Origin of the sequence: Streptomyces albofaciens JCM 4342 (assembly GCF_008634025.1) — a bacterium.
GTDB classification, from domain to species: Bacteria; Actinomycetota; Actinomycetes; order Streptomycetales; family Streptomycetaceae; genus Streptomyces; species Streptomyces albofaciens.
The window spans coordinates 1,639,636-1,652,614 of sequence record NZ_PDCM01000001.1 but is presented as its reverse complement, the minus strand read 5'-3'; the positions used below and the strand labels follow the sequence as shown (position 1 = coordinate 1,652,614).

Annotated in this window: 8 protein-coding genes and 1 tRNA gene; 2 read left to right on the top strand and 7 right to left on the bottom strand. The window is 72.4% G+C overall.

Features of this window, described 5'->3' with window-relative positions:
- Positions 1–4: 4 nt before the first annotated feature.
- The 6 genes from ettA to CP973_RS07565 all read right to left on the bottom strand — a co-directional run bounded on the left by ettA (position 5) and on the right by CP973_RS07565 (position 9,690).
- Positions 5–1,669, bottom strand: a complete 1,665-nt coding sequence (ettA, locus tag CP973_RS07595; protein WP_150238720.1) for an energy-dependent translational throttle protein EttA — start codon at positions 1,667–1,669, stop codon at positions 5–7.
- Between the two features lie 374 nt (positions 1,670–2,043).
- Positions 2,044–3,450 (bottom strand): LAETG motif-containing sortase-dependent surface protein, encoded by a 1,407-nt coding sequence (locus tag CP973_RS07590; protein ID WP_150238718.1) that lies wholly within the window; start codon positions 3,448–3,450, stop codon positions 2,044–2,046.
- Between the two features lie 339 nt (positions 3,451–3,789).
- Positions 3,790–4,533 (bottom strand): single-stranded DNA-binding protein, encoded by a 744-nt coding sequence (locus CP973_RS41565; protein ID WP_341874798.1) that lies wholly within the window; start codon positions 4,531–4,533, stop codon positions 3,790–3,792.
- 362 nt (positions 4,534–4,895) lie between these two features.
- A complete protein-coding gene (locus tag CP973_RS07580; RefSeq protein WP_150238716.1) occupies positions 4,896–5,048 on the bottom strand; it encodes a hypothetical protein in 153 nt (50 codons plus the stop codon).
- 2 nt (positions 5,049–5,050) lie between these two features.
- The gene (locus CP973_RS07575; protein WP_425281993.1) at positions 5,051–7,153 is read right to left on the bottom strand and encodes a YfjP family GTPase; all 2,103 of its coding nucleotides are present in this window, start codon (positions 7,151–7,153) and stop codon (positions 5,051–5,053) included.
- Positions 7,154–7,794: 641 nt separating this feature from the next.
- Positions 7,795–9,690 (bottom strand): dynamin family protein, encoded by a 1,896-nt coding sequence (locus CP973_RS07565; protein ID WP_150243247.1) that lies wholly within the window; start codon positions 9,688–9,690, stop codon positions 7,795–7,797.
- A 312-nt stretch (positions 9,691–10,002) separates the two neighbouring features.
- Here CP973_RS07565 and CP973_RS07560 point away from each other — a divergent pair.
- Positions 10,003–10,078, top strand: a tRNA-Arg gene (locus CP973_RS07560).
- A 369-nt stretch (positions 10,079–10,447) separates the two neighbouring features.
- Here the strand turns inward: CP973_RS07560 and CP973_RS07555 are convergent.
- The gene (locus CP973_RS07555; protein ID WP_150238712.1) at positions 10,448–11,050 is read right to left on the bottom strand and encodes a DUF1707 SHOCT-like domain-containing protein; all 603 of its coding nucleotides are present in this window, start codon (positions 11,048–11,050) and stop codon (positions 10,448–10,450) included.
- A 449-nt stretch (positions 11,051–11,499) separates the two neighbouring features.
- On the opposite strand from CP973_RS07555, the gene CP973_RS07550 reads away from it, so the two are divergent.
- Positions 11,500–12,825 (top strand): acyltransferase family protein, encoded by a 1,326-nt coding sequence (locus CP973_RS07550; RefSeq protein WP_244409316.1) that lies wholly within the window; start codon positions 11,500–11,502, stop codon positions 12,823–12,825.
- The last annotated feature ends 154 nt before the right edge of the window (positions 12,826–12,979 follow it).

The following is a 12,979-nucleotide window of genomic DNA, read 5'->3' as shown; positions in this document are numbered from 1 at the left end:
CGGCTCAGCCCCGGGTGAGCTTCTTGTACGTGGCGCGGTGCGGACGGGCCGCGTCCGGGCCCAGGCGCTCGACCTTGTTCTTCTCGTACGACTCGAAGTTGCCCTCGAACCAGAACCACTTGGAGTCGCCCTCGTACGCCAGGATGTGCGTGGCGACGCGGTCCAGGAACCAGCGGTCGTGGGAGACGACCACGGCGCAGCCGGGGAACTCCAGCAGCGCGTTCTCCAGCGAGGACAGGGTCTCGACGTCCAGGTCGTTGGTCGGCTCGTCGAGGAGCAGCAGGTTGCCGCCCTGCTTGAGGGTCAGCGCCAGGTTCAGGCGGTTGCGCTCACCGCCGGACAGCACGCCGGCCGGCTTCTGCTGGTCCGGGCCCTTGAAGCCGAACGCCGAGACGTAGGCGCGGGACGGCATCTCGACCTGGCCGACGTTGATGTAGTCCAGCTCGTCCGACACCACGGCCCAGAGGGTCTTCTTGGGGTCGATGTTGGAGCGGTTCTGGTCGACGTAGGAGACCTTGACCGTCTCGCCGACCTTGATCTGGCCGGAGTCCGGCTCCTCCAGGCCCTGGATCATCTTGAACAGCGTGGTCTTGCCGGCGCCGTTCGGGCCGATGACGCCGACGATGCCGTTGCGCGGGAGGGTGAACGACAGGTCGTCGATGAGGACCTTGTCGCCGAACGCCTTGTTCAGGTGCTCGACCTCGACGACGACGTTGCCCAGACGCGGGCCCGGCGGAATCTGGATCTCCTCGAAGTCCAGCTTCCGGGTCTTCTCCGCCTCGGCCGCCATCTCCTCGTAACGGGACAGACGGGACTTGGACTTGGCCTGGCGGCCCTTGGCGTTGGAGCGGACCCACTCCAGCTCTTCCTTCAGACGCTTCGCACGCTTGGCGTCCTTCTGGCCCTCGACCTTCAGGCGGGCGGCCTTCTTGTCCAGGTACGTGGAGTAGTTGCCCTCGTAGGCGATCGCGCGGCCGCGGTCCAGCTCCAGGATCCACTCGGCCACGTTGTCGAGGAAGTACCGGTCGTGGGTGACGGCGACGACGGTGCCGGCGTACTGGGCGAGGTGCTGCTCCAGCCACTGCACGGACTCGGCGTCCAGGTGGTTGGTGGGCTCGTCGAGGAGCAGCAGGTCGGGGGCCTCCAGCAGCAGCTTGCACAGCGCGACGCGGCGGCGCTCACCACCGGAGAGGTTGGTGACCGGCCAGTCGCCGGGCGGGCAGCCCAGCGCGTCCATGGCCTGCTCCAGCTGGGTGTCCAGGTCCCAGGCGTTGGCGTGGTCCAGGTCCTCCTGGAGCTTGCCCATCTCCTCCATCAGCGCGTCGGAGTAGTCGGTCGCCATCAGCTCGGCGACCTCGTTGAAGCGCTTGAGCTTGTCCATGATCTCGCGGGCGCCGTCCTGGACGTTTTCCAGGACCGTCTTGGACTCGTCCAGCGGCGGCTCCTGGAGGAGCATCCCGACGGTGAAGCCCGGGGTCAGGAACGCGTCGCCGTTCGACGGCTGCTCAAGACCGGCCATGATCTTCAGCACCGTCGACTTGCCGGCGCCGTTGGGCCCCACGACACCGATCTTCGCGCCAGGCAGGAAGCTCAGCGTCACGTCGTCAAGGATGACCTTGTCGCCGTGCGCCTTGCGCGTCTTGCGCATCGTGTAGATGTACTCAGCCAAGAGAAACCGTCCGGCAGTCTGGATCTGTCATGGTCAATGCGGCTCCGCCGCGTGGGCCGATGAGCGGCTCCGCCGCGCGAGGGCAGATACACCCCATCTTGCCGTACGGCCAGCCCACGATGGAAACGAGTACCTCACGGGGCGGGATCGTCGGGGTGGGACCGGGGGCGAGGTCCGGGGTCCCATGATCGGAAGAAGGGCCCGGAGCCGGGCCGGGGCCGGGGCCGGGAAACGACGACCGCCCTCCGTGGCCGAGGAGCGGTTTCGGCTCGGCCACGGAGGGCGGTGCGTGTTCTGCTGATCATCCGGGCCACGCCGGTCCGGCCACCGGGTTGCTACCGCACCTCGGCGGCCGGATGACGTACGCGCCGTGATTACTGGGTGACGCCCGCCTTCTTCTTACGGAGGAAGAAGACCGCGCCGCCGCCGACCACGACCAGCGCGACCGCGACGCCCGCGATCACCGGGGTGGCGCTGCTGGAGCCGGTCTCGGCCAGGTCGCCGCCGCCGGTGGTGCCGCTGGTGCCGGCGCTGCTGCCGCCGGCCGTGGCCGGGCTGGGCTGCGACGAGGGCTTACCGGGGGTGGTACCGGCGGTCTTGCAGTCGAGGACCCCGGTGAAGGTCTTCGTGAAGCCGCCCTCGCCCTTGACCGTGATCTCGTACGCCTGGTCCTCGCCGACCGGGACGGTGATCGTCTCGGACTTGCCCGGCGCGATCACGTGCTCCTTGCCGGAGAGCTGGAAGCGGAACGGCGCGTCACCCTTGTTGCTGGCCGTGACGTCCACGCCGCCCTTGGCGCAGTTCTTCTCCGCGGTCACGGCCGGGGCCGCGCCCTGCTTCTTCCAGGAGGCGGTGGCGGTCGCGGTCGCGGTGGACTCGCTGGAGCCGGCCAGGATCATGGTCTGGCTCTTGACGCGGCCGACGCTGCCGGTGAAGGCCCGGCCGACCGACACCTTCGTGGCGGCCTGGGCGGTCAGCGACATGGCGCCGTCCTTGGCACCGGCCGGCACGTCGAAGAAGAGCTGGGTGCCGTTGGACGCCTTGGTGACGGGCTTGCCGTCCGCGCCGACCACCTTCACACCGGCGGGGGCACCGGCACCCGGGGAGACGGTCACGCTGCCGGCGTTGGTGTGCACGGTGACCGGGCCCAGCTTGCTGCCGGACTTGCCGGAGACGGCCGGCGGGTCCAGCTTCAGCGAGGCCTCGGGCTCGCTGAGGCTCTGCGCGCTCTTCTCCAGGTAGTCGGCGAGCTTCTCGGCCGCGGGGTCGAGCGCGTCGACCTTCACGTGGTCGGAGAAGCGCCAGATCGCGACCTGCGTACCGGCAGCAGCGGTCTTCTCGCTCAGGCTCGGCGCACCGGCCTTCTTGGCAAGCGAGGCCAGGTCGTTCACCTGGGGGTACGAGTTCTGCAGGATCCAGCGGATCTTGCCGGCGTCCTTGTTGTCGTGCAGCGAGGACGCGCTCCAGGGCACCTCCTGGTACTTCGCCATCTGCTGCGTCGGCGTGCTGATGTCGATGCAGTACGTCTGGAGGGTGCCGCCGTTGTCGACCTTCATCTCGAAGAGCCCGGCGCCGATCTGCTGGTCGTGGCCGTTGGCGTGGAGCACCGCCTGGCCGTAGGTCTTCAGACCGTCCAGCGTCGCGCTGGCGCCCCCGTGAGCGGGCGTCGCATCGTCCGCGGCAGCCGGACCCGCGGTCGCTATCGCACCCGCCGCGACCAGGCCCGACGCCAGGACCGCGGCGGCAAGGCGGGCTGCGCCCCGCCTCTTCACTGAAATCATGAATTTCCCCTCTGGGCGAGGCGGGATCGATTGGGGAGAGGCCTCGCCGGAATGAACCCAAGGAACTCAAAAGCCGAATACATCAGCCCCCGTGAGTACTCGTGAGTACCCGACGGATCCTAGAGAGCGGGCGTAACAGGGTCCCCCGGAATACCGTCCCATAAGCGATCCGAATCACAATCGTTACCGACTGCACCCCCCTTGACCTGGCATTATCGACAAATCTCCGGGACTTTCCGGGCACTGACGCCTTCTCAGGCGTATCGCACACCGAGGTGGCCGGGACGGCACCGGAAGTGGTAAAGCGACGGCTCCCGGTGGCGCTCCGATTACGCATTGTCAGGCCCCGGCAACAGCGGTCTCTGACGCGGTGATTGGGTCCGGTGCACGGCAGTCGTCCACGCCTGGCGCCGACTTGTCGCCCAATTCGGCGGCCGTGCCCTGAGGCGGGCCGCTGCCGCCCGTGGCTCCGGGCTTCGCCCCGGCCATCGGTTCGGCCATCGGTTCGGCCGTGTTGCCGGTCGCCGCCGCTCCGGGGACCGCACCGTCCGGCGGATCCGGGGACGCCCATTCGGGTTCGGCCAGTGCGCGATCCCCCGGCGGCACATGCGGTGCCGCTCCGTGCGGAGACGATGCAACCGGTGGCACCGCTGTCCGAGCGTCGGGCGCCCAGGCTTCGGCGGACGGCACCATCGCCTCCATACGCGGCCGGTTGGCCCGGCGGAACGCGGAGGTGCCGCGCGTCAGGTCGTGTCCGACCGCCACCGCATCGACCTCGACCGACACCCGCCGCTGTCCGCCCTTGTCCTCGGGCAGTTCCCGGTCCCACACCCGCATGCGGCCGTGTACGACGAGTGGTTCACCGCGTGAGACCGACGCCGCGACGTTGTCCGCGAGCGCCCGCCACGCGCGGACCGTGTAGAAGCTCGGGTCCCCGTCGACCCAGCAGCCGCGCTCCTTGTCCCAGCGCCGTGCGGATGTCGCCAGGCGGAACCGCGCCATCGAAATGCCCGCCGTGGTCTGCCGGTGCTCCACCGCCGTCGCGGCGTTCCCCACCAGCGTCACCATCGTGTCGTACATCATCCTCAACTCCCCCGTCGCGGGCCCCCGGCGGGCCCTCCGCCTCCGGCCCGGTCCCGGGCCTGCTCGCGTGGAACCCATGCTGCACGGATTCGCCGGAGCCCGCCGGAGCCTGTGCGTAACCACCGGGTTGTGGACAACTGCGTCACCCGGACGGGACTCACGCCCGGCCGAGGCTCACACTCCGCCGGCGCTGCCCCGCCGGGGCTCGCACTCCGCCGAAGCTGCCTTGCCGGGGCTCGCAGCCCGCCGAGGCCCTCCTGCCGGGGCTCGCACGCGCCCCGCCGAGGCTCCCCCCGCCAGGGCTCGCCCCCGCCGAGGCGCTCCTGCCCGCTGAGGCCCTCCTGCCGGCCCCCCGGCCGGGCTCACCCCCGATCGAAAATCACACCCTGGCCGAGCATCACATCCTGGCCGAGCATCACACCCCGGCCGAGCATCACACCCCGGCCGAGCATCACACCCCGGCCGAGCATCACATCCCGGCCGAGCATCACATCCCGACGCACCGCCACGCCCACGCTCACAACCCCGCCGCCACCGCGTACTGCTCCCGTACCTCCCGGTAGCGGAACAGCTCGGCGGCGACCGGTTCCAGCACCGCGGCACGTCCGCAGACCGCCGCCGCCGTACGCAGCCGGCGCTCCGCCTCCTGGCCGTACCGGCGGGCCGGACCGCGCCCCGCCACGCCGCACGCCCACGACAGCGCCGGGCCGCCCACCATCCCGACGGCCGTCACCAGCAGCGCGGACAGCCACTCGCCCGCCTCGGCCGCGCCCACCGCCACGGCCAGCAGCCACAACACCCCGGTGACGTGCAACAACGCCAGCATCCCCTGCACCACTGCGGCCACCGACCACCACCGCGGCCGTACCTGCGGCCCGGCCCGGAGGGCTCCCTCCGAGACCGCCGCCGCCCGGTCCAGCGCCTCCGGCAGCCCCTCGGCACCCCGGGCCGCCGCCTCGCGCACCGCCTGCGCCCAAGGTCCGGGCAGCCCCTCCGACGCCTCACCCGCCACGGTCCGTACGGCCTGCTCCACCAGCGGCCGCGCCGTCGCCCGCCCGTCCACCGGAACCCAGCCGCTCACCGTTGCACGCGCCCCGCCCCCGCCCGCATCGGTGTCGACGCCGGTGCGGGCGTCCACCTCCGCACAGGCGTCCCGGTGCCACAGCCGCGACGCCCCCGTACGGCCAGGACTCGTACGACCAGGACTCGTACGCCCCAGGCCCGTACGCCCGCTGCCCGGCCGTCCGGCCCGGCCACGCGCCCCCGCCCGTCTGCGCAGCCGTAGCCGCTGCCAGGGCGTGCCGCACGCCCGCTCCGCGTGCCGCAGCCAGTCGCGCTCCGCCGCGCGCCCCATCGCTCCGGCGCCGACCGCCTCGGCGAGCCAGTCCTCGAACTCCTCCCGGGCCGGTTCCGTCAGTCCGTACCGCCCGTCCGCCACGTACGCGGGCCACAGCCGGCCCGCCGCCGCGTCGACGTCCGCGGTCAGCCGCCGGTCCGCGGCGCCCCGCTCCGCCACGAACTGCCGCAACATCTCCCTCAGTTCCCCGACGCCCTCCCCCGTGGCCGCCGACAGCGCCAGTACGGCCGCGCCCGGTTCGCCGTGCTCCCCGAGGGCCAGCCCGTCCTCGTCCAGCAGCCGCCGCAGGTCGTCCACCACCTGTACGGCGGCGTCCCCCGGCAGCCGGTCCACCTGGTTGAGCACGACGAACGTGACCTCGGCATGGCCCGCCAGCGGCCGCAGATACCTTTCGTGCAGCACCGCGTCCGCGTACTTCTCCGGGTCGACGACCCAGATCACCGCGTCCACCAGTTCCAGCATCCGGTCGACCTGCTCGCGGTGCCCTACGACTGCCGAGTCGTGATCGGGCAGGTCCAGGAGGACAAGGCCGGGCAGTACGGGGGCGCCGGGCGCCGGCGCGTACCGGCGGCGCGCCGACACCCCGAGCCTGTCCAGGAGCGCTTCCGCGCCCGGCCAGCCGCCGGACCACACACAGGCCACCGGTTCCGCGGTCGTCGGCCGACGGGCGCCCACGTCCGACCGGTCCGCACCCACAAGCGCGTTGAACAGCGACGACTTGCCGCTTCCGGTCGCGCCGGCGACCGCGACGACGGTGTGCTCACCGGACAGCTGGTACCGCTCGTCCGCCGCATCCAGCACCCGCCCCGCCTCGGCCAGCGTGGCCCCGTCCAGCCGCGTCCGGGACAGCCCGATCAGCTCACGCAGGGCGTCCAGCCGCGGCCGCAGCCGCTCCGCCGGGGACCGCCGCTGCCTGATGGGCGAGGGCCCGTACCCCTGCATCTCCGACAGGCGATCCCGTCTGCCCCGCGGCTCCTGCACAGGTTCCCCGGGCTCCTTCAGTACGGACAGCACGGCTTCGAGCTCGCTCTCCCCCTCGTCCTCCCACTCCTGCCAGTCCCGCTGCCTGCGCCACTCGTCGTCGTCCAGCCACTCGTCCTGCGCGAGCCACTGATCCCGCTCGTCCCACTCCCGCGACTCGGCCCATTCGCGCCACTCAAGCCGCCCACCGCCACGGGACTCCGCCGCCGCGCCCGACTCGGACGCGGGACGGCGCCCGCCGGCGTACTTCGCGTCGGAGCCGCCTTTCGCACGGCGGGCGATCAGACCGTCGTCCCAGGAGGAGGGGCTTTCGGAGGTGCTGGGGGACGGGGCGACATCCGGGGGTGGGGCGGCTTCCTGAGACGGGGCAGTTTCCGGGGGTGGGGCGGTTCCTGAGGATGAGGCGGTTCCCGGGGATGAGGTGGTTCCCGGAGGTGAGGCGGTTCCCGGGGATGAGGCGGTTCCCGGGGATGAGGCGGTTCCCGGGGATGAGGCGGTTCCCGGGGATGAGGCGGTTCCCGGGGATGGGGCATCTGAGTGCGGTGCGTCCGGTCCGGTGACTTCCGAGGTCAGGGCGGGCTGGGGGGCGGGGGCGAAGGCGCCGGTGTCGGGGTCGGCGTCGGCGTCGGCGTCAGAGGCGGGGGTCAGGGGCGGGGTCGGGCTCAGGATCGGGTCCGGGCCCGGCCTCGGGTTCGAGTTCGGGTTTGGGTTCGGGCTCGCGTCGGGCTCGCACCTGGGCGCGGTCTCCCGCAGTGCGCCCTGTACCGCCGAATCCACACTCGCCGAATCTGCCTCTTCGGGAGCCCCTACCGGGGCCCCGGTAGGCCCCCCGCCCCCCTCCCCGTACTCTCCACGCTCCCCATGATTCCCCCACTCCCTCCGCCGCCTCCCGAACTCCCCCTCAGAACGCCCTACAGAAGCAGTCACCGCGTCACCCTCTCCTTCTGAAGTTGAGACAGCGCGGCGATCAGCGCGGCCTGGTGGTCCGGCCGTACGCCCAGCGACTCCAGCGGCGCCAGGCGCCGTTCCCGTTCGCCGTCCAGCGCGCGCTGAAGGTACGTTTCGAGCAGTCGGCTTCCCCGGTCGCGCAGCCGCGCCCCTGCCTGAGCGCCCATCAGGTCGGCGAGCGCCTCGCCCGCCGTACGGGCCCGTCGGCCGCCCAGCAGTGTGGTGGCCAGCAGGGCCGCCGCTTCTTCGGGGTCGGCCGCGGCCTTGGTCCGTTCTCCGGCCCGCACTGTCCCGCGCCCCGCGCGCCCGCCGCGGGCCGCGCGCGCCTCCCGTACGCCCTCCTCCGCCAGTTCCTCCAGGCAGCGCCGCCAGCGCCGTACGACGACGCCCAGGCGGGCGGCGGAGGCCGTCGCGTCCGCCGCCTCGGCCAGCGGCGCGTCCGCCGACGCGGGGTCCCGGCCCCAGGCCTCGGCGGCCCGTTCGTCGGCCTGTTCCACGGCGCAGCGCAGCAGGGAGGTGAGGCCGTGGGTGAGCGCGTCCAGGAGTTCGTCGGGGCGGCCGCCGAGTTCGTGGTCGCGCCAGTGGGCCCGCGCGTCCCCGGACAGCACCTCCCCCTGTTCGATCTCCCGCCGCACCCGCGCCGCCGCCGCCTCGTACGCCTGCTCCACCTGGTCGGCCAGGCGCAGCGCGGCCGCGTGCTGGGCGGCGGAGGCGCCGGCGAGAGCGGGCATACGGGAGCGCAGCGAGGCGAGGACCCCGGCGGTGGTACGGGCCGCCGCCGCGTTCCGTACCGCGATGTCCTGGGCGTGCCGTTCCAGCCAGCGCCGCAGCGCCGCGACCGCCGTAGCGGGCAGCAGGCCACTGCCGCCACCGGCCGACTCGGGCAGTTCGGGGATCGTGAAGCGGGGCACGTCGCCGAGGCCCGCGCGGGTCAGCAGGGCCGCGTACCGGGCCGAGATGTCGGAGGCGATCTGGTGCGGCACCCGGTCCAGCACCGTCACCAGCGTGACGTCGTACTCCTTCGCCGTACGCAGCAGGTGCCACGGCACCGCGTCCGCGTACCGGGCGGCGGTGGTGACCAGAACCCATACGTCGGCCGCGCAGATCAGCTCGGCGGCCAGTTCACGATTGCGCGCGACGAGCGAATCGATGTCCGGTGCGTCGAGGAGGGCCAGGCCGCTGGGGAGCGCCGGGTCCGTCTCGACCCGCAGAGGGGCCACGCCCACCGAGCCGGCCACGCCCCCGGCCACGCCCCCGGCCGCTCCCTCAGCAGCCGGCCTTCCGCCCGCCGGGGACTCTCCCTCCTCATACGCCCCTGCCCCGCCGTACGGGCACGTCGCGTCGTACGGACCCGTCCCGTCGTACGGCCCCGTCCCGTCGTACGGACCTGTCTCGTCGTACGGGCGCGTCTCGTCGTACGCCTCCGTACCGTCGTACGGTCCCGTACCGTCGTACGCCTCCGTACCGTCGTACGCGTCCATGCCGTCCGGGCCGTCCTGCTCGGGCACCCGGACCCGGGTGAACCGCGGCAGTACGCGCCGGTCGGCGAACCAGTGCCGGTCGTCCGGATGGCACACGAGCACCGGCGTACGTGTCGTCGGGCGCAGCACACCGGCCTCGCTGACCCGGCGGCCGACCAGCGAATTGACCAGCGTGGACTTGCCGGCCCCGGTCGATCCGCCGACGACCGCGAGCAGCGGGGCCTGAGGAGAGCGCAGCCGGGGCATCACATAATCGTCGAGCTGGTCCAGCAACTCGGACCGGGTACGCCGGGCGCGGGCGGCGCCGGGCAGTGGCAGCGGGAAGCGCGCGGCGTCGACGCGGTCGCGCAGCGCGGACAGAACGTCAAGGAGCCGGGGTTGTACGTCCAAGGTTGCCACACGTGCAGAATGCCCAATTTTGGCGGGTTTTTGAAGCGTATAGCCCTCTGTGCGCGCCGCATAAATCGACACAGAACGGGATCAGCGACGCATGAGGCAGTCGCGATCAGAGGGACGCAGGCATAACGAGTGCACAACACCCGACGCGTGAGGCGCCAAAAACGGTGCAGAATTCGTACCTGCCTGCGATTATCGGGACCGCTTCACCGAACCTCCACAACGTGCCACGGAGGTGAAGCAACCGGGACGAGGCACACGGAGCCCTATCCTTGTCGGCGGCCCGTGATCCACGCCCACCACCTGGCCCCCGTAGCTCAGTGGATAGAGCAGGTGCCTTCTAAGCACTTGGCCGCAGGTTCGAGTCCTGCCGGGGGCGCCACGTCTCCCCAGGCGAGGGAGCATTGTGAACCCTTCGCAAGAGCGCTTGTGAAGGGTCTCGGGCAGCCATGCGCCACCTGCGAAGACCGAGCCGTGTGACGGCTGAAGCTTCGGCGCCCCCGACTGGCGTCCGGAGCCGCCGACCCAGGTCGGTCCGTAGCGCCTCCGCCGACGGTGACGACCTGCCCGGTGATCGCACATCGACGTCCCGAAGACCGCGTCGAACGTTTTGTCGCTCAGGTCGGCCGAGGGGCAGGACCGTCGTCCCGGCGCACCACGTCGCCCGCTCCCCTCCCCCTCCCCGTATGGAACGTCCCCCTGTACGGACCGCCCTCCCCGTACGGACCGTCCTCCCCGTACGGACCGCCGCCTACTTCCCCTGCTCGCGCTTGAGCGCCCGGCGTTCGCGGGCGCTGGGATGGCGGATCACGACGCCGGCCATGCCGACGGAGCCGGTGAGGCGGATCAGCGGGGTGCCCGGGAGCCGGTCGGGGGTGGTCTTGTCCCTGAGGGTGCCCATGCCGGGGGTGATGCCGTCGGTGTCCGCGGCCCAGCCCTCGGGGATGATCACCGTGACGCCCGCCATCTCGCCGTACGCCTCCACCTCGACCTCGGGGAGCCGGCACTCGGTACGGGTGAAGTCCAGCCGGACGCCGCCCATGCCGCCGTGCGCGGTGATGTGCGCGGGTACCTGCCAGCGCCCCGTCCGGGCGGCGCCGTGGAAACCGCCCTTGAGGACCAGCGGCTCGCCCGGGTCCAGTACGGAGGCGGAGCGGGGCAGGTCCGCGGTGAGCGGGGTCAGGTCGGCGAAGGTCTTGGCGGTGAGCGCCTGTTCCAGCCGGGCTTCCAACTCGTCGAGGTCGAGGCGGCCCTCGGCCGCCGCTTCCCTGAGCCGCTCCACCACGGCCTCCCGGTCGGCGTGGGAGGCGCGCAGCTCGCCCCAGGCGGAGGAATCCGGAGTCTTGGCGGTCATGGGGCCGATGATACGAACAAAGGGGCGCTGTAGGGCGCGTGCCCGCTGCGCACGCGCCGCCATGAGGGGCGCGTGACCGTTCCGCCCGCGCCCCATGGGGTGCTGGCACCCAGGCGTACGGGAGGGTTTGCCCCACCACGATCGGGGCCCTGGCCCGACTGTATTCCGCCGCTCCGCGCACCAGCATGGAAGGCGATCGGCGATCACCTTCATGACGGACATCCGACCGGCCCGCGACACCCCCGCGGGCCGGTCGTGTGCGAGGAGAGGAATGCTGCCATGCCGCGTCCCGCTGTGCGGTGCCCCACCATTCCGCGTACCGCCGTGCCATGTACTGCCGCGCGGGGCACTGCCGCGCCGCGCCCCACCGCGCCGCGCCCCACCGCGCCGCGCCCCACCGCGCCATGTGCCGCCGTGCCGCGCCCCACCGGAAGAGCGGGTGCCGGAGCATGAGCCTGGACGAACGGGCCCGCCCCCGCACTCCGCGCCCCGACCCGACCACCGGCAATCCCTACCCGACCACCGGCGGCCCCGCCCCGACCACCGACAGCCCCTACCCGACCACTGGCGGCCCCGCCCCGACCACCGGCAGCCCCGACCCGGTCCGGCGTGACCGGGCGATCGACGGGCTGCGGGCGCTGGCGCTGCTGGCCGTGCCGACCGGCCATTGGCTCATCGGCGGGTTCGTCCGCGACGCCGACAGTTCGCTGCACAACGCCAGCCCGCTGTCCTGGTTCGCCCCGCTGGCGCCGATCACCTGGGTGCTCCAGATGCTGGGCATCTTCTTCCTCGTCGGCGGCTACGCCTCCGTGCTGTCCTTCCGGCGCGCCGCCGAGCGGGGCACGTCGCCGAGCGCCTGGCTGCGCGGACGGCTGGCCCGGCTGCTACGCCCGGCCGTCGGCGTCACCGCCGTCTGGGCCGTGCTCGCCGCCGCCCTGTACGCGGCCGGTGTACCCGTCACGACGCTGCACACGGCCGCCACTCTCGTCGTCCAACCGCTGTGGTTCGTAGGCGTGTACGCGGTGGTGACGGCACTGACTCCGTACTGCATGGCGGCTTCGCGACGGCTCGGGGCCTGGGCGGCGGCGCCACTGGCGGCGGTCATCGCCGTCATGGACTTCCTGCGCTACGGCCCGTTCGCCGACTCGATCCCGTACTGGGTGACGCTGATCAGCCTGATACCCGGCTGGATGTTCGGCTACCAACTGGGCGTCTCCTGGGGCGAGAAGCGGCTCGGCAGACGCGGCGCCTGGCTGCTGTTCGCCGGAGGCACGACGCTCTTCGCTCTGCTGCTGGTCGTCTTCCACTACCCCGTGAGCCTGGTCGGCGTGCCCGGATACGACCGTACGAACTCGCATCCGCCGTCGTTGCTCGTGATCGCCCTGGCCGCGGCGCAGTCCGGCGCGGCGATCCTGCTGCGCGACCGGATCGCGGCCCTGCTGCGACGGCCCGCGCTCTGGGCGCCGGTCACGGCCGTCAACCGGTCCGCGATGACGATCCTGTGCTGGCACCAGACGGCGATGCTGACGATCGCCGTACCGGCCTCCTTCATCGGTACGACGGTGCAGGGCCTGACGACCGCCCCGGACTTCCCCGCCTGGATGGCGACCCGCCTGCCGTGGCTGCCGCTCTTCGCCGTGGCGCTCGTGCTCATCGCCCGGGTGGCGCGGCGGCTGGAGATGCCGTGGACAGGGGTGTCGCGAGGGCGGCGGGTATGCGCGGGAGTGCTGGCGGTGGGGTTCGCGGCGTTCGCGCTGCGGTTGACGCTGGTGTAGCGGCGGGAGAGGGACAGGGCAGGGAGGCGGAGCAGGAAGAGCCTGGGGAAGCGTGAATGGGAGGTGCCACCCCGCGACGGGGTGGCACCTCCCATTCACTACGCGCGGTCGACGGCCAGCCCAGTCGCGCTCGGCGCGGCCTGCCCGGGCGCAC